Source organism: endosymbiont 'TC1' of Trimyema compressum (assembly GCF_001584725.1).
GTDB lineage: Bacteria > Bacillota > TC1 > TC1 > TC1 > TC1.
The window spans coordinates 927,542-951,164 of the sequence record NZ_CP014606.1; the positions used below are offsets into that span (position 1 = coordinate 927,542).

22 protein-coding genes, 5 pseudogenes and 1 riboswitch are annotated in these 23,623 nt (G+C 33.4%); of the genes and pseudogenes, 3 read left to right on the forward strand and 24 right to left on the reverse strand.

The window, feature by feature from the left end; translation table 11 throughout:
- Window positions 1-3: 3 nt before the first annotated feature.
- The 11 genes from AZF37_RS05775 to AZF37_RS05825 all read right to left on the reverse strand — a co-directional run bounded on the left by AZF37_RS05775 (window position 4) and on the right by AZF37_RS05825 (window position 10,146).
- Window positions 4-300, reverse strand: a complete 297-nt coding sequence (locus AZF37_RS05775; RefSeq protein ID WP_088369972.1) for a DUF1292 domain-containing protein — start codon at window positions 298-300, stop codon at window positions 4-6.
- Window positions 301-322: 22 nt separating this feature from the next.
- Complete coding sequence (ruvX, locus tag AZF37_RS05780; RefSeq protein ID WP_088369973.1) at window positions 323-757, reverse strand: Holliday junction resolvase RuvX; 435 nt, start codon at window positions 755-757, stop codon at window positions 323-325.
- Window positions 758-1,006, reverse strand: coding sequence for an IreB family regulatory phosphoprotein (locus AZF37_RS05785; RefSeq protein WP_088369974.1), 249 nt, complete (start codon window positions 1,004-1,006; stop codon window positions 758-760).
- A 21-nt stretch (window positions 1,007-1,027) separates the two neighbouring features.
- Entirely contained in the window at window positions 1,028-3,655 is a 2,628-nt protein-coding gene (gene alaS, locus AZF37_RS05790) for an alanine--tRNA ligase (RefSeq protein WP_088369975.1), read from the reverse strand.
- 614 nt (window positions 3,656-4,269) lie between these two features.
- On the reverse strand, window positions 4,270-4,533 hold the full coding sequence (locus AZF37_RS05795; protein ID WP_088369976.1) for a stage V sporulation protein S: 264 nt from the start codon (window positions 4,531-4,533) through the stop codon (window positions 4,270-4,272).
- Window positions 4,534-4,563: 30 nt separating this feature from the next.
- On the reverse strand, window positions 4,564-5,340 hold the full coding sequence (locus AZF37_RS05800) for a TIGR00282 family metallophosphoesterase (RefSeq protein ID WP_088369977.1): 777 nt from the start codon (window positions 5,338-5,340) through the stop codon (window positions 4,564-4,566).
- On the reverse strand, window positions 5,341-6,900 hold the full coding sequence (rny, locus tag AZF37_RS05805; protein WP_088369978.1) for a ribonuclease Y: 1,560 nt from the start codon (window positions 6,898-6,900) through the stop codon (window positions 5,341-5,343).
- A gap of 261 nt (window positions 6,901-7,161) precedes the next feature.
- Window positions 7,162-7,590: a regulatory protein RecX gene (locus tag AZF37_RS05810; RefSeq protein ID WP_088369979.1), complete on the reverse strand. Its 429-nt coding sequence runs from the start codon at window positions 7,588-7,590 to the stop codon at window positions 7,162-7,164.
- Entirely contained in the window at window positions 7,580-8,644 is a 1,065-nt protein-coding gene (gene recA, locus AZF37_RS05815) for a recombinase RecA (RefSeq protein WP_172793087.1), read from the reverse strand. The genes AZF37_RS05810 and recA overlap by 11 nt, the downstream gene beginning before the upstream one ends.
- Before the next feature lie 11 nt (window positions 8,645-8,655).
- Window positions 8,656-9,225, reverse strand: coding sequence for a sulfurtransferase-like selenium metabolism protein YedF (gene yedF, locus AZF37_RS05820; RefSeq protein ID WP_162473932.1), 570 nt, complete (start codon window positions 9,223-9,225; stop codon window positions 8,656-8,658).
- A gap of 309 nt (window positions 9,226-9,534) precedes the next feature.
- Window positions 9,535-10,146, reverse strand: a complete 612-nt coding sequence (locus AZF37_RS05825) for an amidohydrolase family protein (RefSeq protein ID WP_088369982.1) — start codon at window positions 10,144-10,146, stop codon at window positions 9,535-9,537.
- 148 nt (window positions 10,147-10,294) lie between these two features.
- Between AZF37_RS05825 and AZF37_RS05830 the strand changes: the two are divergent.
- Window positions 10,295-11,444, forward strand: a pseudogene (locus AZF37_RS05830) (IS3 family transposase).
- Here AZF37_RS05830 and AZF37_RS10500 read toward each other — a convergent pair.
- Window positions 11,434-11,589 (reverse strand): hypothetical protein, encoded by a 156-nt coding sequence (locus AZF37_RS10500; RefSeq protein ID WP_162473933.1) that lies wholly within the window; start codon window positions 11,587-11,589, stop codon window positions 11,434-11,436. The pseudogene AZF37_RS05830 and the gene AZF37_RS10500 overlap by 11 nt on opposite strands.
- A gap of 154 nt (window positions 11,590-11,743) precedes the next feature.
- Window positions 11,744-11,843: riboswitch (SAM riboswitch) on the forward strand.
- 78 nt (window positions 11,844-11,921) lie between these two features.
- On the opposite strand from AZF37_RS10500, the pseudogene AZF37_RS05835 reads away from it, so the two are divergent.
- A pseudogene (locus tag AZF37_RS05835) lies at window positions 11,922-12,832 on the forward strand (homoserine O-succinyltransferase).
- 90 nt (window positions 12,833-12,922) lie between these two features.
- Window positions 12,923-13,186 (forward strand): 30S ribosomal protein S20, encoded by a 264-nt coding sequence (gene rpsT, locus AZF37_RS05840; RefSeq protein ID WP_088369983.1) that lies wholly within the window; start codon window positions 12,923-12,925, stop codon window positions 13,184-13,186.
- Between the two features lie 43 nt (window positions 13,187-13,229).
- Here rpsT and AZF37_RS05845 read toward each other — a convergent pair.
- From AZF37_RS05845 to obgE, 12 genes and pseudogenes are all read right to left on the reverse strand, one after another.
- A pseudogene (locus tag AZF37_RS05845) lies at window positions 13,230-14,312 on the reverse strand (FAD-binding protein).
- A 4-nt stretch (window positions 14,313-14,316) separates the two neighbouring features.
- A complete protein-coding gene (holA, locus tag AZF37_RS05850; protein ID WP_162473934.1) occupies window positions 14,317-15,255 on the reverse strand; it encodes a DNA polymerase III subunit delta in 939 nt (312 codons plus the stop codon).
- A gap of 206 nt (window positions 15,256-15,461) precedes the next feature.
- On the reverse strand, window positions 15,462-16,052 hold the full coding sequence (locus AZF37_RS05855; RefSeq protein WP_088369985.1) for a ComEC/Rec2 family competence protein: 591 nt from the start codon (window positions 16,050-16,052) through the stop codon (window positions 15,462-15,464).
- Between the two features lie 223 nt (window positions 16,053-16,275).
- Window positions 16,276-17,231, reverse strand: a pseudogene (locus AZF37_RS13305) (ComEC/Rec2 family competence protein).
- A gap of 136 nt (window positions 17,232-17,367) precedes the next feature.
- Window positions 17,368-17,463, reverse strand: a pseudogene (locus AZF37_RS13310) (helix-hairpin-helix domain-containing protein); the annotation flags it as partial.
- Between the two features lie 565 nt (window positions 17,464-18,028).
- The gene (rsfS, locus tag AZF37_RS05875) at window positions 18,029-18,337 is read right to left on the reverse strand and encodes a ribosome silencing factor (RefSeq protein WP_088369988.1); all 309 of its coding nucleotides are present in this window, start codon (window positions 18,335-18,337) and stop codon (window positions 18,029-18,031) included.
- A gap of 34 nt (window positions 18,338-18,371) precedes the next feature.
- Entirely contained in the window at window positions 18,372-18,962 is a 591-nt protein-coding gene (gene yqeK, locus AZF37_RS05880) for a bis(5'-nucleosyl)-tetraphosphatase (symmetrical) YqeK (protein ID WP_088369989.1), read from the reverse strand.
- Window positions 18,962-19,558: a nicotinate-nucleotide adenylyltransferase gene (nadD, locus tag AZF37_RS05885; protein ID WP_088369990.1), complete on the reverse strand. Its 597-nt coding sequence runs from the start codon at window positions 19,556-19,558 to the stop codon at window positions 18,962-18,964. The genes yqeK and nadD overlap by 1 nt, the downstream gene beginning before the upstream one ends.
- A complete protein-coding gene (locus AZF37_RS05890; protein WP_088369991.1) occupies window positions 19,555-20,808 on the reverse strand; it encodes a glutamate-5-semialdehyde dehydrogenase in 1,254 nt (417 codons plus the stop codon). Before AZF37_RS05890 ends, nadD begins: the two co-directional genes overlap by 4 nt.
- A gap of 8 nt (window positions 20,809-20,816) precedes the next feature.
- Complete coding sequence (proB, locus tag AZF37_RS05895) at window positions 20,817-21,947, reverse strand: glutamate 5-kinase (protein ID WP_088369992.1); 1,131 nt, start codon at window positions 21,945-21,947, stop codon at window positions 20,817-20,819.
- 46 nt (window positions 21,948-21,993) lie between these two features.
- Window positions 21,994-22,170, reverse strand: a complete 177-nt coding sequence (locus tag AZF37_RS05900; protein WP_245611907.1) for a YhbY family RNA-binding protein — start codon at window positions 22,168-22,170, stop codon at window positions 21,994-21,996.
- A gap of 122 nt (window positions 22,171-22,292) precedes the next feature.
- Complete coding sequence (gene obgE, locus AZF37_RS05905) at window positions 22,293-23,567, reverse strand: GTPase ObgE (protein WP_088369993.1); 1,275 nt, start codon at window positions 23,565-23,567, stop codon at window positions 22,293-22,295.
- Between the last annotated feature and the right edge of the window lie 56 nt (window positions 23,568-23,623).

Below are 23,623 nucleotides of genomic sequence, written 5' to 3' on the forward strand. Positions count from 1 at the left end.
TTATTAAATGCCTTCATCTTCGTATAAAGCTTCTATAGCTGCAGAAACTTTATCATATTCTTCGTCATCTTCTATAGTCATTAATACTTCTTCATCGCCATCTTTAACTACTTTTAAAAGAATACAACATTCGTCATCCTCTGTTTCTTCTTCCATAATTTCCAAAGGCATTAAAACAGCATAAACCCCTTGATCTAGCTCTACCATATCAATAATAATAAACTGATGTTCATTACCTTCTTCATCATTTAATACAACAATATCTTTTTCTTCAATTAAATCTTTTTCTTCATTAGACATAATTATGCCCTCCTTTTTTATCTTAACTATTATAGCACATCTTTATCTTTTTTCGGTCTAAATACTTTTGTAATATAAAAGTAGCTGCAAGACTGTCGATTTTATCTCGCCTCTTCTTGCGACTCATATTTCCTTCTATTAGTATTCTTTCAGCTGAAACAGTTGTTAATCGTTCATCTTCATAAAAAACAGGGATGGAAATATAGTCTTTTAATTTTTCTCCAAAAGATTCTGCCATCTGACCTTTTTCACCCTTCTCACCATTCATGTGATAGGGTAACCCAATAACAATAGCCTCAATTTTTTCGGCATCAACAATTGTTGATAACTCTGAGAAAATTTTTTCTTGATTTCTAGATACATAAATAGTTTTATAAAATTGAGCAATTAACCCTGATGGATCGCTTTTTGCAAGACCAATACGTTTCAGCCCAAAATCAAGCCCTAAATAACGCACTTACCTTAAGTATCCTCTCACCAAATGTCTAATAATTTCATCTCTATCAATTTGATTAATAAGGGCTCTAGCATTGCCATGACTTGTAATGTAAGCAGGGTCACCTGACAGTAAATAACCTGCAATTTGATTAATTGGGTTATACCCTTTGTCTTCTAAGGCCTCGTATACCTTTGTTAGCATTGCCTTAATAGTAGCTTCTTCAACTTCTTCTCCTGTAATACGCATTGTATTATCAACTGAACTCATAATAACACCTCCATGTTATATTTATAATAGGCTTTTCACCTTTGCCAAGGCTTCATCAATTTTCTTTATGTTATTACCTCCTGCTTGAGCTCTATCCGGTCTACCGCCTCCACTGCCATCGACAATAGGTGCAATTGACTTAATCAGCTGTCCACAGTGGACCTTGTCTTTTAAATCCTTACTAGCTGCAATTAATAGATGAACTTTATTACCCTCTTTTGAACCGAGCACTACTAATACTGTTCCAATCTTATCCCTATAAGTATCTGCCAACATTTTTAAGTCATCCATAGAACGCTCCTCAAGTTTCTCAATTATAACAGGAATTTCATTAATGACTACCACATTGTCAGCAACTGAACTTGCTGCATTTTCAGCTAACTTCATTGTTAACTTTTGGAGGGATTGGTGAGTCTCTTTGAGCTCCTTTTGTAAGCCTTCAATTTTAACAATTATTTCTTTTTCAGGTACCTTAAGCTTATTTTTTATATCTTCTAAAAATTGCTCTCTTTTCTGCATATACTTTATTACATTTTTGCCTGTTATAGCCTCTATTCTTCTTAATCCTGAACCTACACTGCCTTCAGACAGAATTTTAAAAGCACCAATTTCTCCTGTATTGTCAATATGAGTGCCTCCACAAAATTCCATTGATATATCGCCCATAGTAACTACCCTTACTTGATCACCATACTTTTCTCCAAAAATAGCCATAGCACCTTTATTCTTAGCTTCAGCAATTGATAGCACTTCAATAGTAACTGGGCTAAATGAAAGTATGTAATCATTGACTAAATCTTCTATTTCAATTAACTCTTCATTAGATAGTAATTCAAAATGAGAAAAGTCAAAACGCAAGTAATGCTCATCCACATAAGATCCTTTCTGTGAAGCATGTTTCCCTAGGACCTCTTGTAAGGCTCTATGAAGCAAGTGAGTTGCAGAGTGGCTACGCATTATAGTCTTTCTTCTCTCAACATCTACTTTTAAAACTACAGTATCACCAGTCTCTAAAATATCTTTACATTTAATAAGTTGATAAATTCTACCATCTTGAGTTTTCTGAGTATCTTTAACTTCGAAAACAAGAAAGTCCTCCTTGTAACCAGAACCTAAGTCTCCAACTTGTCCACCACTCTCGCCGTAAAATGGTGTTCTATCGGTCACTAATATTGCCTCTTCATCAATACCGATATGATCAATAAGATTACCTTCTAAATCACAGATTGCCGATACTTGAGCTTCTGTTTCTAATGTTTCGTCCCCTACAAAAACTGTAGCTTCTAATGTACTTAACACATTAGCTAAAGCAACACTTTTAGCAAATTCATTTTTCTTACTATTTTTTTTAGCTAAAGCTTTTTGCTTATCCATGGCTATTTTAAAGCCTTCTTTATCTAAAGTATAATTTTTTTCTGTCAAAATATCTTCTGTTAATTCCACAGGAAAACCATAAGTATCATATAGATTAAATGCTTCCTCCCCACTCATAGTAGCTCTTTTTTCAGCTTCCATAGTCTCAATAATTGAAGCTACAATATTTAAACCATCAGACAATGTTTCAAGAAAACGATCTTCTTCAATTTTCACTACCTTTTCTATGAAAGCTTGTTTTTCTTCCAGTTCAGGGTAGGTTGTCCCCATTGTATCAACTACAGTCCCTACAATTTTATATAAAAATGGCTCATTTAAGCCAATACCCTTTCCAAAGCGCAATGCTCTTCTTAAAATACGTCTCAAAACATAGCCTCTACCATCATTTGAAGGTAAAACACCATCAGCAATGAGAAATGATGCTGAACGAGCATGGTCCGCAATTACTCTAAATGGAAATCCATTATCCCCTTGGTCATAAGGTAGTCCCGATAATTGACTTACTTGACTTAATAAAGGTGTAAAAATATCAATATCATAATTACTGTTTACCCCTTGCATAATAGATACAATTCTTTCAAGACCCATACCTGTATCAACACTCGGTTTAGGCAAAGGTGTCAAGACACCTGCCTCATCTCTATTATATTGCATAAATACAAGATTCCAAATTTCCATAAAACGGTCACATTCACAATAATCTAAACCACATTCAGGGCTACAGGAAAATTCTTCGCCTCTATCAAAATGAATTTCAGTACAGGGACCACATGGACCAATGTCTCCCATAGACCAAAAATTATCTTTTTCTCCCAGCTTTACAATATGATCAACATTTATATCTGTATGGGCTTGCCATAAAGCACCAGCCTCATCATCCTCTTCAAAAATTGTAACCCAAAGCTTATCTTTAGTTAATCCTAACTCATTTGTTATAAAGTCCCATGCATACATAATAGCTTCTTTTTTAAAATAATCACCAAAAGAAAAATTACCTAGCATCTCAAAAAAAGTATGATGTCTAGGGGTTCTACCTACAACCTCAAAGTCATTGTGCTTGCCACTAATACGGACACACTTCTGAGAAGAAGTAGCCTTTTTATAGTCTCTAGTTTCCAATCCCAGAAAGACATTTTTAAATTGTACCATACCTGCATTAACAAATAATAAAGTTGGATCCTCAGCAGGTACTAAAGATGAACTTTCAACTCGTCTATGATTTTTTGATTCGAAATAGCTTAAAACTTTTTCTCTAATTTGGTCAGTAGTATACATTAAAATAGTTCTCCCTCTAATTTACATTCACTACAATTGTAACATTTTTTTATTCGTCATTAAATATAGGTTAAATGTTCTTATTTTATCTTATAATATAGCTAAAAAAATAAATCTTCTTTTGCCTAAAAACTGCAGGAAACCTACAGTTTAAATCAGTTTACAACATTATTTCTGAAGACATAGTGAAAATAATATCCTCTAAACAATTTTCTGGATACATAATGGTATATTCTCCATAATTAATATCAATAATTCCGCAAAAAGCACTTTAGGCAAATGCTTTTCAGATACTTAATATCTCAGCTATAATCATTTAATTCTTTTTCGCCATACCAACAAACTATTTTTGTTCTATTGGAATGAGAGTGCTAGGCAATTTATAATTTTTGCAGGAATCAAACAGATGCCGTGTGGTATAAAGGTATGCCTAACATAAACATATTTATAACTATGTTTATCTGACGAATAAGCTATTCCCTAGATAAAAGCATAATCAAAATTAAGAAAAAGTTTTATAATGGTAATTCCTTTCCAGTTAGAGACACACTTTATATAACATTTATTTACACTATAAAAAACTGTAGGAAACCTACAGTTTTTTATATTGCATTTTACTTTTTTGATTCAACAATTAACTTAATGGCCGTTCTTTTTTCCCCTCCGATTTCAATATCTGTAAATGCGGGGATACAATAGATATCAATACCGCTGGGGGCTACAAATCCTCTTGCTATTGCAATGGCCTTAATAGCCTGATTTAATGCACCAGCTCCTATTGTTTGCATTTCAACAGTGCCTTCTTCTCTGATAACAGCTGCTAATGCCCCTGCTACTAATCCCGGCTTCGATGAAGCTGAAACCTTTAATACTTCCATTATGATGCCTCCTTTATTTATCTAGTTCCATTAAATGAGTTCATTTATTAGTTGGAAAGAGTTTATAGAGCCATCAACATCAATATCGAATTCTACACCATTAATACGTATAGAACCAAATACTTCAACTTCAACTCTAAATGGCATGCCAGTTAAAAAGTGATTAATAATGGTATCTTTTTTGCTTCCTAATATACTATCATTTGCTCCTACCATACCTAAATCAGTGAGGTAAAGAGTGCCTTTTTTAAGTAATTGCAAATCATTGGTTTGGGTGTGGGTATGAGTGCCAAAAACCCCTGTTACTTGTCCATCTAAAAAATGGCCAAGGGCTTGTTTTTCAGCTGTTGCTTCTGCATGAAAATCCACTAAAATAATATCAGTTTCTTCTTTAATAGCCTTAATAGCACTTTCTACTCTTTTAAAGGGACAATCTAAGGGTTTCATAAATACACGACCACAAAGATTAATAACTGCCACTTTAAGATTATTTTTTTTAAAGACTTGGTATCCCTTACCAGGAATTCCTACGGGGTAATTTAAAGGTCTAATAATCTCTCCTGTTTCTCGTAATAAAGAAATAACCTCTCTTTTATCAAACACATGGTTCCCTGTTGAAAAGCCATCAACCCCTAAGTCCTTAACCTCGTTAAAAACTTCTTCGGTTATCCCTTTGCCACCAGCAAGATTCTCGCCATTGATAAATATAAAATCAGGTTTTTTCTCCTCAATTTGTTTTTTTAAATAAAGAGAAAGTCCCCTAATGCCTGCTTTTCCAATTAAATCGCCAAAATAAAGTATTTTCATCTATTTTGCGTAATCAACAGAGCGAGTCTCTCTGATAACCATAACTTTAATCTGTCCTGGATAGTCCATTTCAGATTCAATTTCTTTTACAATTGCACGTGTTAAGTTAATGGTTTCTAAATCATCAATTTTATCCGGTTTAACCATAATACGAACTTCACGACCAGCCTGAATAGCAAATGATTTATCAACACCTTCGAATCCATCAGCAATTTCTTCAAGTTTTTGAAGACGCTTAATATAGGATTCTAAAGTTTCACGTCTTGCTCCAGGTCTTGCTGCTGATAAAGAATCAGCAATTTGAACAATTACTGCTTCCATTGTTTCTGGTTCAACATCACCATGATGGGCTTCAACTGCATGAATAATTGTTGGTGTTTCTTTATACTTCTGAAGCAAATTAACACCAATCTCAACATGCGTACCTTCAACTTCGTGATCCACTGCTTTACCAATATCATGAAGTAATCCTGCACGTCTTGCAATATTTGGATCAGCACCTAATTCAAAAGCCATTGTAGCTGATAAATGAGCAACTTCCAAAGAATGTTTTAATATATTTTGACCATAGCTGGTTCTGTATTTCAGACGTCCAATTAATTTAATTAATTCTGGGTGAATACGTGTAATACCTGTTTCAAGAACAGCTTGTTCTCCAGCTTCTCTAATCTCTTTTTCAACTTCTGTTTTTGCTTTTTCATACATTTCTTCTATACGACCTGGGTGTATTCTGCCGTCAGTTATTAATTTTTCTAATGTAATTCTAGCAATTTCTCTTCTCACAGGATCAAACCCTGAAAGAATTACAGCCTCTGGCGTATCATCAATAATTAAGTCAATACCAGTTACAGTTTCTAGAGCCCTAATATTTCTGCCCTCACGACCAATAATCCTGCCCTTCATTTCATCATTGGGCAATGATACAACATATACAGTTGCTTCAGCAACATGATCTGTTGCACATTTTTGAATTGTTCTTACAACAATTTCTTTAGCTTCCTTATCCGCTTCTTCTTTTGCCTTATCTCTCATATCTCTAACTAAAACAGCTGTTTCTTGGCGAATTTCCTGTTCAACATTTTCTAGTAAAAACTCTTTTGCTTCATCAGACGTCATATTGGAAACTTCTTGTAGTTTAGCCATTTGTTCATAGTAAACTGCTTTAGCAGACTCTTTTAAGCGACATACTTCCTGCTCTTTATGATGAATTTTATCTTCTTTTTTTTCTAGATTTTGCTGTTTTTTATCAATGCTTTCTTCTTTACTGTGTAGACGTTTTTCTGTTTGTTGCCATTCAAATTTTCTTTCTCTTTGTTCTTTCTCAATTTCGCCATGCATTTTTTCTTTCATTTTTTGAATTTGTTCTTTTGCTTCAATGATAGCTTCTTTTTGCTTAGTAATAGCTTCCTTTTCCGCTTTTTCTACAATATCTTTCGATAGCATTTCAGCATTCTTTAATTTGCCTTCCGATAACACTCTTCTTAGAATATAACCTAAAATAATACCAACAATGGCTGTAACAATAGCTATCAGTACTGCGAATAGTGGTGTTGTTGTCATGGTATTCCCCTCCTAACCTAATATAAACATGTTTATGACATGTACTTAGGTAAAAAGCACACTTATATTCAATTTTCATTATATACACTGTAATCATTATACATCTTTATTCATGTATGTCAGCTTGTATATGATGTCAATCTATTTCAAAGGGTTACTTTTTCACTAAGTGATAATTTCCTAGTTCATTTTATTTAATTGTAATTAAATTTTTTTATACTGTCAATAGAAAAATAGGGCATTACAATACTTGGTCAGCCCTTATTCTTCATCTAACACAGAAACAACAAAACTGATTGAAAAGCCTTTGCGCCCTAGCCGAGCAATTAACTTTTCCCTTGGCAAGCTTCCTGTTCGACTGTATTTTTCAATAAGATATTTTATATTCTTTTCTTCTTTTTCTCTAGTATAATATTGTTCCATAAGCGCCATTATATGGTCTTTATCTATACCTTTTTCCATTAGCTTATACTGAATTTGCATTTTGCTTTTAAAACCATATTCAATTTGATTTAAAATATATGTTTCGGCATATACATAATCATTAATCCATTTTAGTTCCATAAATTCATTAAGGACTTCAGTAACTTCCTCACACTGAAATCCTTTTTTAAATAATTTATTTTCAAGCTCTTTTCTTGTATAAGCTCTTTTATTTAGTAAGTATAAACCGTATTCTCTAGCTTTCATCGCCTTTATCCGCTACAGCTGGCTTTTCATTTTCAACACTAGCTTCATCATTTTCTTCTGTTTCAATAATTCCTGAAGCAATTAATACCTTATGCTCAATTTCACTTGAAAGCTCAGGATTAGCTTTGAGGAATGCTTTTGAACTATCTCTACCTTGACCCATGCGTTCCTCACCATAGGAATACCAAGATCCAGCTTTTTGAACAACTTCAAACTCAGCAGCTAAATCTAAAATACAACCATCTTTAACAGCGCCTTCTCCATAGAGAATATCAAATTCTGCAATTGTAAATGGTGGTGCTACTTTATTTTTAACAACTTTTACTTTTGTTCTATTACCAATAATATCTACACCTTTTTTAATAGCTTCTTGTCTTCTAACCTCAAGTCTAATAGAAGAATAGAATTTTAAAGCTCTACCGCCAGTAGTTACTTCTGGATTTCCAAACATAATGCCAACTTTTTCTCTAAGTTGATTAATGAAAATAATTGTAGCATTAGATTTACTAACAACACCTGCTAGTTTCCTTAAAGCCTGGGACATTAATCTAGCTTGCAAGCCTACATGAGAATCTCCCATATCCCCTTCAATTTCAGCTCTTGGCACTAATGCAGCAACGGAGTCAACAACAATTAAATCAACTGCTCCACTTCTAACTAGGGCCTCAACAATTTCTAAAGCTTGTTCTCCTGTGTCAGGTTGAGAAACTAATAAATCATCAATATTAACACCTAAATTTTTTGCATAAACAGGATCTAAAGCATGTTCAGCATCAATAAAAGCGGCTGTTCCACCTGTTGCTTGAGAGGCTGCAATACCATGTAAACTCACAGTTGTTTTGCCAGAAGACTCTGGTCCATAAATTTCAATAATTCTACCTTTTGGGTAGCCACCGATGCCAACAGCTATATCTAGAGGTAAAATACCTGTTGATGTTACCTCTATGGATCTATTTCTGCTCGACTCTCCAAGACGCATAATACTACCTTTTCCAAATTGTTTTTCTATCTGACTTAAGGTGACATTTAAGACCTTTTCTTTTTCTTTTTCCATCACTTACTCCTTTAAATTATGATTGTTCTTATATTTTTTTTCAGTAATAGTTCTGTAGCACTGTACATATTGGTAATTTCACCAATTTTCAATTGGTCTTTGAGCTCATAAAAATCAAGACAAGTACCACAGCTAAAAATTCTAGTGCCTTGTGCTTCTAAATCTTTTAAAATAGGTATCGCATCTTCTGAAGTTGTTGTTAAAACAACCCCTTTATTCATAAAGATTAAACTACCTATTTTATCGTCACTCTCCAATAAACTAGTAAGGAAATTCTTCATTAATAGTTCACCGAGGGCTCTTTCTCCATCACCAAAAACATCTTTTTTTATTAAGACAACAACCGGACTATTATTCGTTGTCTTTTCAAGACCCTTGATTTTTTTTAAAAATAGTTCGATACCCTTACTATTTTCTAAAATAGTCACATCAAAGCCACCATTTTCACCAAATCGCCTCACATTGTCTCTCGCTACTTCATTGTCAACAAGAATAGATATACTATTTGTTTCCTCTAATGCTTTTTTTGTTAAAATAACAGGTTTAGGACATTCTAAACCTCGAGCATCAATTTGTTTCACTACGATACCCTCCCAAATATGCAATATTGATTTCTTTTTTTTGAAAATAAGATTTCCATTATGAATCACTGCTAAAATACTACCCTGAGACAAAACAGCTTCTTTTTTTGAGGGTGCATATATTAAAATTAAATTTGCTGGATAGCCACAACGAATACCATATTTTTTATGCCATAAGCCTTCATAGGATATTTTGTTATCATATTATAGACCTCTTCTAAATCACAATCCGTTCCTCTTTGTATAACTTGAACAGTCAGTAAAGCCTCTTCAAGTAAATTACCATTACCAAAAGGTCTAAAAGGGTCTCTATGGTAATGTAACTACATTAATCTCACTGTTCTTCAATTGATTGATAATTTCGTTGCTTCGTTCTTCGCTAACGGCAGACAATGCAGTAATATGACCAACAGTTGTCTCATTTTCAAAATCTAAAGCTTTTGCTTTTTTTATAACGTATTCTAAAACATCGACATTGGCATCATCCGACTCATCTATGTGTAAATCAATAAGCTTATTGTTTTCAAGGGCAAGCTCAAAAAGAAAGTCAACTACGGCAAATGGATTTTCACATAAAGTAGGAGCGCCTCTATATCCTATTATATCATAATCCGCTGCCCTTTTTAAGCTTTTATTCTGTCCTTCTGTTAAGCATAAGGTACCCATCATAGCAATTATCTGAATATCTATAAAAGCTTTGTATTCTTCTTTGATTTCGCAAATACTTTCTAAAAACCCTGTGCCTACTATTTCATCAACAACAATATGGGTTCGTAAAAATCCGGTACCATTTTCAATACATTTCTCAAGCATTTTCCGCGCCCTTAGTTTTACTTCATCTTTCGTAAAACTATGTTCAGCATATTCAAAAAAAGCTTCAATAGCATCCATTAAAGTGCCTTCATCTGTCAAGTTATTCAAATATGTTTTCTCCATGTGAGTATGAAGGTCTACAAATGGTTCAGAGATAACATTCCCCTGACATTCAAACTGGACATATACTAAAAAAGTAGACAGGAAAAAGTGAAACATGTTTTAAATAAGTAGACACATAAGAAAGGATAAAATTATGAATAATTACAAGAAATACGATGAAGAATTTAAAAAAAGTATTGTTAATTTACACCAAAACGGTAAAACTCAATCCCAACTTTCTAAAGAATATGGTGTCTCCATGTCTGCTTTACACAAGTGGATTAAACTTTATTCTCAGGTTAGAATTGATGATGATACTATTCTAACCGCTAAGCAGATTAAGGATCTTCAAAAGCGTAATGCTCGACTCTAGGAGGAAAATATCATTTTAAAAAAAGCAATTGCCATATTCACGCCTCACTCAGACAAAGATTAATGGCTGTTCATACCCTTCGTTTTCAGCACGCTATCTCTTTTCTTTGTCATGTCCTTAAAGTGAACCGCAGCTCCTATTACAAATACTTTTCGGAAAAACTTTCTCCTAGAACTATTGAGAATTAAAAACTCCGTCAGCTTATTCTCGGAGATTTGTCATCTTACTAAGAGACGTATTGGCCCATCTAAGATTAAGGCTCTTCTTTCCTATGACTATGGCATCAACATCAGTATTGGTAGAGCGAGCCGCCTGATGACTGACATGAATCTTCCTAAAATGCCTACTATCAAACTTCGGTTTATTCATCCGAGGTCTATTCCCAATTTTGATTGCCCTAACTACCTAAATCAAAATTTTAATGTTCCTCAGCCCAATCAAGTCTGGGCTAGTGACATTACCTATATTAATTTAAATGCCTCTTTTGCTTATCTCTGTGTTATTATGGATTTATTTTCTCGTAAAATTATTGCTTGGAAGCTCTCTCTTAAAATTGATACTTCTCTTGTTAAGGATACTTTTATCAAAGCCTTTTATTCTCAAAAACCTTCTACTTCTCTTATTTTTCATTCTGACAGAGGTTCCCAATATACTTCTTTTATCTTTAGAAAGCTCCTTGATTCTTTTGGTATCATTCAATCTTTTTCTAAGCTTTCTCATCCTTGGGACAATGCTGTCGTTGAGTCCTTTTTAAATATATGAAAAAAGAAGAAATTCTTCGTAGGTCTTTTTCTTCCTTTGCTCAAATTAAGCTTTCCTGCTTTGAACACATTGAGGGCTTCTACAACCCCCTATACGTCCCCACTCTGCTAATAACATTCTTTCTCCTAATTCCAAAGAAGACTATTTTTTCACTTCTATTAAAACTTAATTTCATGACATTCTTCCACAATTACCTCTTGGCCTTCCTCTTGAATCCTACTTTCAATAGAAACAATTTTCCCATTATTAATGCCAACATCTACTAGATTTTCATAGCCTTCTACTCTCCCTGACCTTAAAATTATATCTAACATAGCTCACCTCTTCAAATTCATTGTAACTGATTTCAGTTTATCATTTTTGCATAAACTTGTTATTACTCAATTTGCTAACTTGAAATCAGAGAAATATGAAAGTACTCCTATTCTATCAATTTACTTTTCAACTTCAATTTGTTATAATTTAACGTAGTCATCAAGAGAGGTTAAGGAATAGGCCCAATGACACCTCAGCAACCTACAATAATGTAAGGTGCTAACTCCTACGATCTCTGACTGGGAGATGATTAAAAGAAAACATTTCTTTTAATAGTCTCCTTCCAAAACGGAAAGGGGATTTTTTAATAAATAACGAAAGAAGGGTTATTATGAGTCCCGTTATTATACCAGAAAATTTACCTGTATCAGAACAACTACAAAAAGAAAATATCTTTATTATGAATGCCAAAAGAGTCATTGCTCAAGATATTCGACCCTTAAATGTAGTTATTCTAAATCTGATGCCAACAAAAATTGTAACAGAAACTCAAATACTGCGCTTATTGAGTAACAACTTAATACAACTGGAATTAACCTTTTTACATATGGCAACACATTAATCTAAAAATACGCCTAAAAGCCCATCTGAACTCTTTTTATACTAATTTCAAGACCATTGAAAACAAGAGATTTGATGCTTTAATAGTAACAGGTGCTCCTATTGAACTCCTCCCTTTTGAAGAGGTAGACTATTGGCAAGAGCTAACCTCTATCTTAGACTAGGCAGATGCCAATTACATGCCAGCCTATTTATCTGCTGGGGAGCTCAAGCAGCTCTATATCATTACTATAATATTCAAAAAAAGAAAATTAGAAAAAACTTTCTGGTATTTATAAACATAGCGCACTAAACAAAACTGCAAAACTAATGAGAGGTTTTGATGATCGCTTCCATATGCCGCACTCAAGAAATACTGAAATAATTGAAGAAGTACTTGAAGGCATTGACGATTTAGAAGTAGTTGCAGCCTCTGGAAGAGCAGGCTCAAGTATTTTAGCATCAACAGATCGGAAACGAATATTTGTAACTGGCCATCCAGAATATGATGAGGAAACACTAGGCAATGAATATCTAAGAGATTTAAAAAAAGGTCTTAATATTACAATGCCTGAAAACTATTATCTGGATAATAAGCCTGATAAAGGTGTCATGGTAAATTGGAGAAGCCATGCTCACTTATTTTATGCCAATTGGATTAACTATTATGTCTACCAAGAAACTGACTACTATTTAGGATAACTAAAAGGATTTAGATAAACTTCTTGTTGATTTTATTATTATAAAATGATATACTTTTAAAGCAATATAAAAAACTGAGGAGGTGAAACAATGGCAAACATTAAATCATCAAAAAAACGTGCGCTTTTAGCAGCTGAACGTAATGTAGTAAATTCACAACAACGTGCTCGTATGAGAAACCAAGTGAAAACATGTGAAGCAGCAATTGAAAATCAAGATCAACAAAAAGAAGTTGTTTTAAATGAAACCATTAGTACCATTGCTAAAATGGCACAAAAAGGAATTCTTCACGATAAAACAGCCAATAGAAAAATCTCTCAGTTGCAAAAGAAATACAATGTGGCTTCTAAATAAGAATAAAACAAAACCTTCTATACAGAAGGTTTTTTATTGCCTATTATTCAACTATTTTAACAGAATTCATACCACTTTTCAGTACCAAATATCTTAAATGCTTAGTATACATAAAAGGCAGTTTTAAATTTTTTGAAAATACTTTCCCTCTCAACTTACGGGTTTTTCTATGATAAGTTTTATCAAGGATTGAACCTGTTTGGCCAGAATTAAAAACCTGACTGAGTATAAATGCATTTTCTAAAGCATAGCTAATCCCCTCAAGAGAGCTAGGACTAATAAAGCCAGCTGCTTCTCCAATTAGGAAAACACCATTATCCCCACTGTTACAATCCCTAATGCCTCTCGGTCTCAGTACTTGGCAAATTTCAGTTTTCACAACGTCACCAAAAACAAATCCGAAATCTTCTGCTTTTTCTTTAAGAAGTTTAAATCTCTCCATAGCATAGTCTTTTGGAAATGCTCCTCCAAAGACAAAATATTCATCTTTAGATAAGCCCCAAGAATAACAATCTGTAATATCATTATCAAAAAACAAGAATAGAAAGGTGTGCTGTGAGTATTTTTAAACCATTGTTGGATGGAAATATGGATGGAAATATAAGTAGGTATTTTTTCTTAATCCCATTTGTTTGGCAACATGGGACTTAGCGCCATCAGCCCCAACTAAATACTGAGTTAAAACGGTTTTTTCCATACCATTAACCCTGTAAGTAACTTCAAAATTACTACCTGTTCTTCTTAACAGCAACAACTGTAGCTCTATGCTCTACTTCAACTGATGATGGTATAAGGGATTTTAACCATAAATCGAACTTATGACGATTTAAATTCAAATAAAAACGTTGATAATAACGAGTTGCCTTGGCAGGCATATCTATGGTTTTTACTGAAAAAATCTGTGGATCCGCCAAAACATCTACCGGTAATGTTAAATCAAAACGAGCCCCAATACTTTTTGAGCATCAGGTGCTAAAAGACCGCCACAGGGCTTTTGAAAACCATCATCTAAAGGATTCTCAGCTTTTTATCCAACGCTAATACATTAAATTTTTTATCTAAAATATTGTGCTAGAACTGAACCAGCAGGTCCTAATCCAACAATTATAATATCATACATATAAATCCCCCTAGTGATTGCAAAAAGCCATTAAAGTACTTGTCAATAATATTTTAGAATCACCTTTTCCTGTTTTAATTTTCTCTTCAAGTTCATATAATCGGTTTAGATAGCTTTTAATAACGGTAAAGGAAAATTGTTTGGTTCTCGTATATAATCGTCCACCTACAAAAGGATGGACTTTCAAAGATTTTATAAGATCATCTTTAGACCCTCTTCTTTCAACTAACCATTTGGCTAATAGCATTAACCTAAACTCCCTAATAACCATAAATATTATTTTAACTTCCGGTTCTTTAAGTTTATATAAAGCATCTAACGATTGAATCATTTTGCTACCATTTTTTTCCATTAGCCCATCTAATATTTGAAATACATTCCCTTTTATACTATAAGCAATCACATCTTTAAGACTATCTATTGTAAGTTTTTTTTCTTCTGGACCATACAGACATACTTTTTCCATTTCACTTTCTAACAAAATTTGATCATCACCAAGAGCTTCAATTAAAAAATAGCGAGTATCTTCTGTAATGTCATATCCTTTTTTCCAAAAATATTCTTTAATCCATTTCTCTAATTCTCTTGGCTTCATTAATGAAAAGACAGTTTCAAAGCCTTCTTTTTTCAAATACTTAGGGATTTTTTTCCGCATATCCACTTTTTTAGGAAAAGCTAAAACAAGACAAGCAAACGGTGAAGGATTATTAATATAGTTTATCAACACATCTAATCCTTCATCATCCTTTAAAATAGCTTCATCTCTCACAATATAAAGTAGTTGGCCTTCAAACAAAGAAGGTGTATTGAGATTCATAATAACTTCTGGAAAGCCCATTTCATCAAGCATAATTTTCTCAGTTAAGTTATATTTCTCACTAATTTCATGAATCTTTTTATTTATCTGAAATTCATTTTCCCCATGGAAAAAATATAATGGTTTAAACATAACGCCTCCAGTAATTTTCCTAACCCTTATTTTACCATAATTCATAAGTTGATTCTATAGTAACCCCGTTATCAATTTTTAAAATAATGGTGCCATTTTCGTCTGTCCTAAAATAACAAATATTGTTCTCTAATAAATCATTTATAATTTCAGGTTCAGGATTTCCATAAGGATTTTTACCTACAGAAAAAAGACTGCCTTAGTTTTTAAATCATTGTAAATTCCTTTTCTAAAGGATTTTCTGCTACCATGATGGGGCGCACAATCACATAATCAAAAAACTCCTTATTAGCTACTAAATCAGATAAAACATTTAATTCGCAATCTCCAGTTAAAAGTATTTTTTGACCTTCGTATTCAAAGGCAACTACTAAAGAATTTTCATTACTACCCTTACCGCCTCCTGTTTTCAAAGGATTTCTGATTTTAAAAGTAATACCATCAATTGTAAATTCATCACCAATCCCTACCTCCTGCAAAAGATTGTTGTATTCCTTTTTCATCCATTGATAATCATTTTTCTCATCATATACTAAAGGTGGCAATAAAACTAAAGAAACAGGAATTCTCTCTAATACGGTCTCTAATCCCCCTCTATGATCTTCATCTCCATGAGAACTAATTATTAAATCTACTGAAAAATAGCCCTGTCTCTCCAAATAGGGAATTACTTCTTTTTTACCCATATCAACATAAATACTTTTTCTACCGCCATCTAATAATATTCTCTTGTGACTGCTTGGTGTTGTAATTAGAATACTATCACCTTGACCTACATTAATAAAATGAATAGTCAATCCTCGATTGTTTTTTTGGCAATAATAAAAACAAGGAAAATAACAATAAAATACTACTCAATAATACAATCAATCCCCTCTTTTTATTTTTTATTGATAAACCTAATACAATTAGCAAACTATAAAAACAAAAAATAAGAAAAACATCTGGTTGAGGTAAGGAAGGTTAAATTGATTAAGAGACTCAGTAACAGCATTTAAAAAGCCTATTATAAGCTTTAAACTATAACCAAAAGGCAACAACAACTGATCGAGAAAAGGAAAATAGAAAAAGACTTCCAATGATAAGAACAATCTCAATAATTGGCATAATTAAAGGGGTTACAAGTATACTAGCCAAAGAAGTTTTTTGAAAATAAAATAATAAAATAGGAAAACTACATATAAAGGAAACAAATCCAAAATAAAAAAATTTCTTAAGAAAACCCCATTTTTTAAATAAAAAAGAAAAGTAATATAAGCCACCTACAATAGTAAATGAAAGCTGAAACCCTATATTAATTAAATAGTAAGGGTTAAAAATCAGCAAAATAACTGAGGTTAACCCTAATTTAAAAAGAGCTGAACTTTCAATCTTAAATCTTTTAAATATAATAGATACAACAAAAAAGACAAAGCACCGCGAGACAGAAGGGGAAAATGTAATTAGTGTATATAAAAGCAAGAAACCAATAAAAACAATTCTTTTTCTAGTGCTACCACCTGGTATAACAAGTGTAAAAAAATACAAATATCCATAAGCAAACTCATATGAGTTCCAGAAACAGCTAACAGATGACTAATGCCTAAATTTTGCCACAGTTCCCTTAAACCATCATCTAATCCTTTTTTATCACCCAGAAAAAAGGAAGTAAATAATACTGTATCTTCTTCTAAATATTTAGAAATTTGATTTTTCATTGCCATTTTATAGTTGTAAAGCCAGCTATAAATAGTATCTTTTTTATTAATTATCTCCTCTTTCTTCAGAGTACAGATAAAGTTTATTCCTTGACCTTTTAAATATGCCCTTTGAGAAAATCCTCCTTTATTCTGTTCTCTTTTAGGAACATCTATGAAACCTTCAATATCAATGATTTCACCAACCTCAAATGACTTTTCAGAATATATTATTGCTTTTTTCAAAGACAAATCCTTTAATAAAAAAATATAAGTAAAAGTTTCTTTTTCATCCCACATATCAGTAATCTCTATTAATCCTTTATACTCCCTCACTTCTCCAAAATTACTCTCAAATACATTAAACAGAATACTCCCTCGAAAATAAGAGAGTCCCTAATTTTTCATTAATAACCATTATAGGGTAATGTAGGATTTAATTTTTTCTAAAGTTTTTCCCAATACCACTTATTTCAAGAAGACCTTCAATGGACTTAAACAGACCATTAGCTTTACGATGTTCAATAATTCGTCTAGCCCGTTTGCGGTCCTACACCAGGAATCGTTTCTAAATCAGTTTGACTTCCTTTGTTAATACTTACTTTGGCTTCTTTGAAATCAGACTTTTCTTTCTTTATATTTAATGGATACTTCCTGCTCACCTTTCTTAGGAACATGAATTTTATCTTCGTCCTTTACGTACTCGGCTAAATTAAGGCTTTCCAAATCCGCCTCCGCTAAAGGATCCGCTTTCTCCAACGCCTGAAAGACTCGATCCTTTTCCGATAATTCATAAAAACCTGGAGACCTAACTGCATCACTAACATAAACAATAACTCCCTTCTCTGTTTCTTCTTCCAGAATAATTTCCTCCTTTGGAGCAGTATTAACAACAAGTACGTCCCTCCCTCTTTGCCATTAATATGCTTAACCTGAAAACCTAAAAAACCCACTTCCAATAATTATTAATACTACAATTACAATTAAAATTCTCTGATGTTCTTTTTCAAGAGACATAAATTTTCCCACATAAAAAACCTCCTTGTGTTTCGTTTACACAAGAAGGTTCTATTTCTTTAATTTTATATTTTTTTACATTAAGACTCAATAACTTTACCTTTATGCCAAATTTTTTCCAAGCCGTATCGGCTTCTAGTTTCTTCTAAGAATAAATGCACAATTACATCGCCATAATCAATTAAGACCCAATCCTCACTGGCTTCTTTTCTTAACTTAAAAATCCCTTCTTCTTCCAGAGCTTCCTCACAGTAATGAGCAAACAACTGCTCAACCTGCTTTTTATTCATACCTGTAGCTAAAACAAAATAATCTGTTAGTACAGTAACATCCGTTACCTCTAATAATATAACATCAATTGCTTTTTTATTAAGAAGCACTTCCTTAATTTTTTTCCTTTTTCTAAACTTATCATCTGTTTACCTACACCTCTTTATTATAGGTTTCTATTGTTTCGAAATAAACCTTTTGATTATCCTTTATTAATTCTATAATTAAATCTTTAATCACATAGAGAAAACTCTTTTCTAATGAATGCCTAGAAACATAATCTCGTAATGCTTCAACACTAGGATAATCCCTTGTTTCTTCAATTGCGTCACTTATATAAAGAATTTTAGCTACTGAATCCATACCTGGTTTGCCCAGTGTATGACACCTAATTGCCGACAATACTACTGGGTCACTAATTAATTTTTCCATCTCAAAATAAGTAGCAGCAATTTTGCCGTGGAGCAAACTCGGCTTTTCATATTCTGAATCACTTACAGCCAACAAATATTTTTTCGCCATAGCAATCATTGCTTTTTTATTTACTTCTCTGAAGTAATCATGAAAATAAGCAGCTAAAACTGCCTGATAAGTATTTACTCCATACTGCTTACTTAATTCATAAGCTTTTTTTGCAGTTCCCGCCACATGTTGCCATCTTCTTCTAGATAACTGTTTCTTCATGGTAGTAGCTAATGCTGCATATTCTTTATCTATTTGTTCCAGATAATCATTATACGTCATTATTTATATAATCCTTTTGCTAGAATATAATTATAGACTCTTTTATCTAGCTTTCTTTTGCTTTTTCTAATTCCTTTATAGCGAATATCAGTTGAGCTAATAAAATAAGGTTTGAGAGGCATAATAAGTGTCTTATTACTAATATATTCAGGCATTGTTTTAACAAAGGAACGCCAAGCTATTTCATCTTCGCAAGCTCTAACAGCAACTATGAAAAACACTTTTTCCGCCAAGGCTTCAATATCATTCCATTGTTCAATGTATTTAAAGGCATCTGAACCTAAAATAATATAAAATTGACTATCAGGTTCCATTATTTTCAACTCATTAATAGTATCAATTGTATAGGTAGGACCTTTTCTTTCCACATCAATTCCCAAGGGAATAAGCTTTGGGGCATTTTCCAAAGCCAAACTCACTAGTTTTAGACGTTCTTCTCCCCTTACAGTGTTACCATCCTTTTTATGATAAGGCTCTCCAGCTGGAATAAAGAAAACTTTATCTAAATCAAACACCTTTAAGGCAGCTTCCCCAAGGGCAACATGACCTCTATGAATGGGATTAAAAGTTCCTCCTAAAATACCAACTTTTTTCATTCTCTTATTTGTCCGTCTCCATTAATAACATATTTAATAGATGTTAATGCATCTAGTCCCAGCGGACCTCTAGCGTGTAGCTTTTGCGTACTAATACCAATTTCTGCTCCAAACCCAAACTCTTCACCATCTGAAAAACAGGTTGAAGCATTAACATAAACACAAGCTGCATCAACTCCTTTTTGGAATGTTCTTGCATTTTCATAATCATCCGTGATAATAACTTCTGAATGCATCGTACCATACTTATTTATATGAGCAATTGCTTCATTAACATCCTTAACTTTTTTCACTGCTAAAATATAATCTAAAAATTCTGTAGCATAATCTTCCTCAGTTGCTAATTTAGCATCCTTAAAGAATTCTCTACTTTTTTCACAAGCCCTAACTTCAACCTTTTTATCTTCTAAAGCAAGGGCTAATAATGGTAAAAATTCAGCCATCATATCTTCCGCAACTAAACAAGTTTCCAAGGCATTACACACACTTGGTCTTCGGGTTTTGCCATTGATTACAATTTTCAAAGCCATCTCGAGATCCGCTGTTGTGTCTACATAAGCATGACAATTGCCTGTTCCTGTTTCAATAACAGGAACAGTTGAACCTTTGATAACTGTTTCAATTAGACCTGCTCCACCCCGTGGAATTAGGACATCTAAATAGTCATTCATTGTTAGCATAACTTGAACAGCCTCTCTATCTAAACTATCAATAAGCTGAATGGTTCCATCAGGCAAGCCAGCATTTCTAGCTGCATTATCTAGAATATAGACTAAAATTTTATTAGAATTATGAGCTGTTGAACTGCCTTTTAGGATAACCGTATTAGCAGTTTTAACAGCCAATCCTGCCGCCTCTAATGTTACATTAGGTCTGGCTTCATAAATCATACCAATAACGCCTAGTGGTACCTTAACAACACCAATTTCAATGCCATTGGGTCTTTTCCAAGCTTTGGTCATTGAACCAACTGGATCATCTAAGCTAATCAGTTGTTCAAGACCTGCTGCCATGGCTTCAATCCGATTACCTGTTAACAGTAAACGATCTAACATTGCTCTTGAAAGACCACTGGCACGCCCTTTTTCCATATCTTTTTTATTTTCCATTAAAATAGCATTTTCTTGTCTTCTTAAAGCATCAGCCATTTCTTTTAAAGCTCTGTTTCTTTTAATAACAGACATATTTCTCATTTCATCAGCTGCTTTTTTTGCTAAAACGCCTTGCGCGTAAATTGTTTCTTTTAGCATTTTACTCCCTAACCCTTTCTTACAGACATATTATCTCTGTGGATAATTGTTTCGTAAATATATTCTTCTCCTAATAGACGAGCCATTTCTTTAGTTCTCAGTCCTTTAACTTTTCTAATAGCATTGCTATCGTAAAGCACAATGCCTCTGCCTATTTCATTTCCATTTGTATTTAAAATACTAACTACCATATCATCATCAAAATCACCAACAACTTCTGCTATTCCAGTAGCCAGTAAACTTTTCCCTTTATTTACTAATGCATCTGCAGCACCATTATCAACTACAAGACTCCCTTTAGGTCTAGATGATAAAAGCAACCACTTCTTTTTTGTATGGATCTTTTTATTCTGGGGAATAAAAAGTGTTCCCTCAAAGCGTCTATTAACAATATCAGACAAGAGTCCTTTTTTTTCTCCATTGCCAATAACCATATAAACACCAGCAGCCATAGCAATTTTTGCTGCTTGAATCTTAGTTGCCATGCCTCCTGTTCCTAATAAAGAACCTTTGGCCCCAGCTGCTTCTACAATTTGAGGCGTTATCTTATCAATAGTTTCATATAATTTTGCATTACAGGACGTTGTTGGATTTTCAGTATAAAAACCATCAATATCCGATAATAATACCAGTAAATCTCCATCAATTAAAGAGGATACTAATGCTGCTATATGATCATTATCTCCAACTTTCATTTCATCAACAGCAACTGTATCATTTTCATTAATAATAGGAATTACACCCATCTGCAATAATGTTGATAGTGTATTTTTAGCATTTAAATTTCTCTTCCTAATAGAAAAGTCTTCTTTAGTTAAAAGAATTTGAGCCACGGTTTTACCATATTCAGCAAATAATTTCTCATACATATGCATTAATACAACTTGACCGATAGCTGCAACAGCCTGCTTTTTAGGTAGTGTGTCAGGTCTTTTTTTAAGGTGTAAACGACCAACACCAGCACCAACTGCTCCAGAAGAAACTAATAGAACTTCATACCCTCTATTGCTTAAATCATCAATGCCTCGCACTAATTGTTCCATTCTATCAATATTGATTTCCCCTGTTTTATAGGTTAATGTACTGGTTCCAACTTTTACTATAATCCTTTTGATATCCCTCTGAAACTCTACAATCATATCTTCACATCCTACGGTAATTTATATATTGACTCTTTTCTTTTTTTTACTTAAATAATAAACAGTTTCTTCCAATCACCTGCACCAATTCAGCCTTTACTTCTTCAGCAAGGTCAGCTCCTACTTTTTTAATATCTTCAGCCCCATTTTTACCAACTCTAACCTTCACTAGATCTAGAGAATCTATGGACTGAGATACTTCTTTAATAACTGCTTCTGACAAAACCCTCTTTACCGACGTAAGCTACGGGGTTCATTAAGCTACCAAGTCCTCTTAAATAACGTTTTTGTTTCCCTGTTAACATTCTATTACTCCTCATTCTATCTTCTCTTGATTATAGCATTTTAGTCTACATAATCAAATTCTGTTTTACCAATTCTAACTGCATCTCCAGCTTGAACACCTTTTTCTTTTAATAATTCAATGGCACCAATTCGCACTAACTGTTGATGAAAATGCCTGATGCCTTCATCACTGGCTAAGTAAGCCATTTTAAAAGCACGATCTACAGCATATCCTTTAAGAATAAAAATACCTGTTAATGGCTCAATTTCTACCGAAATCAAATCATCTTCCAACTGGGTAATTTTATGGTTTACAGTTGCAATGATTGGTGCTTCAATTTCTTTAACCCATTTTAATACTTCATATAAAAATGGTTCTAAACCCTGTCGAGTAACAGCCGATATTTTAAATACGGGATCCTCTACCCCTGATTCTCTAAGTTTCTTGATAAATATCTCAGCTTTTTCTTCCGCACCTGATGCATCTATTTTATTAACAGCAATAATTTGCTTTTTCCTTCCTAATGCTTCATTGAAAAGTGCTAGCTCCTTATTAATGTTTGTGTAATCTTCAAATAAATCTCTTTCCTCATCAAAGCCGCCAGCATCGAGAAGATGAACAATAACTTTAGTTCTTTCTAAATGTTTAAGAAACTGATGTCCTAAACCAATCCCTTCACTTGCGCCATCAATTAAGCCAGGAATATCAGCTAAAACAAAACTTTTATCGCCTAATGAAACAACGCCTAAATGTGGATTAAGGGTTGTAAAAGGATAGTCTCCAATCTTTGGTCTAGCATTGGAAACGCTACTGATTAAAGTTGATTTTCCTGCATTAGGATAACCTGCTATCCCAGCATCCGCCAGTAGTTTTAATTCGAGATAAATCGTTTTTTCATCTCCTGGCTCACCATTTTCAGCCATTCTCGGAGCCTTGTTTTTATTGGACATAAAACGGGCATTGCCTCGGCCACCTCGGCCGCCAGCAGCCACACACACCTCTTGGCCATCTTCAATAATATCCGCCAATACATTTCCTAATTCATCTTTTACAATAGTGCCTAATGGTACTTTCAAATAGAGGTTTTGTCCATTTCTACCATGCATATTACTGGTTTTACCATTTTCCCCTTTTGCTGCTTTATGATGTTTCTTATATTTAAAGTCAATCATAGTAGTAGCGCCTTTATCCCCAACTAAAAAAACTGATCCTCCAAGACCACCATCACCGCCACTAGGTCCTCCTTCAGGAACATATTTCTCTCTTCGAAAAGAGACCATGCCATTACCGCCGTAACCGCCTTTTATAAATATTCTTACTTTATCATAAAACATTGAGCACACTCCTTTTAAGTGAAAAAACTCCCCTTTAATATAATTAAGGGGAGTCG